At 68.2% G+C, this 223-nt stretch carries 1 protein-coding gene; it reads left to right on the top strand.

Annotation, left to right across the window (positions count from 1 at the left end; genetic code table 11):
* Window positions 1–223 (top strand): ABC transporter permease (locus SK069_RS20190; protein ID WP_319956072.1); only part of this gene is annotated, 223 nt, incomplete at both ends.

Here is a 223-nt window from a genome sequence, read left to right as displayed (position 1 = left end):
GTTCTTCTCGACCGCGACGCCGCTGGAGCTCGGCGCGTCGTTCGCGAAGTGCGCGCTCTTCGGGACGATGATCGCGCTGGTCTGCTGCTACAAGGGCATGAACGCCGCCGGCGGCGCGGAGGGCGTGGGTCGCGCGGTGAACCAGGCCGTGGTGATCGCGTTCCTGGCGATCGGCGCGATGGACTACGTGTTCACGCAGTTCCTGCTGGCCACGAACCCGATC

It is taken from the genome of Patulibacter brassicae (assembly GCF_033949425.1).
GTDB classification, from domain to species: domain Bacteria; phylum Actinomycetota; class Thermoleophilia; order Solirubrobacterales; family Solirubrobacteraceae; genus Patulibacter; species Patulibacter brassicae.
Note: the sequence above shows the minus strand (reverse complement) of the source record. Positions and strands in the feature narration are given on the sequence as shown.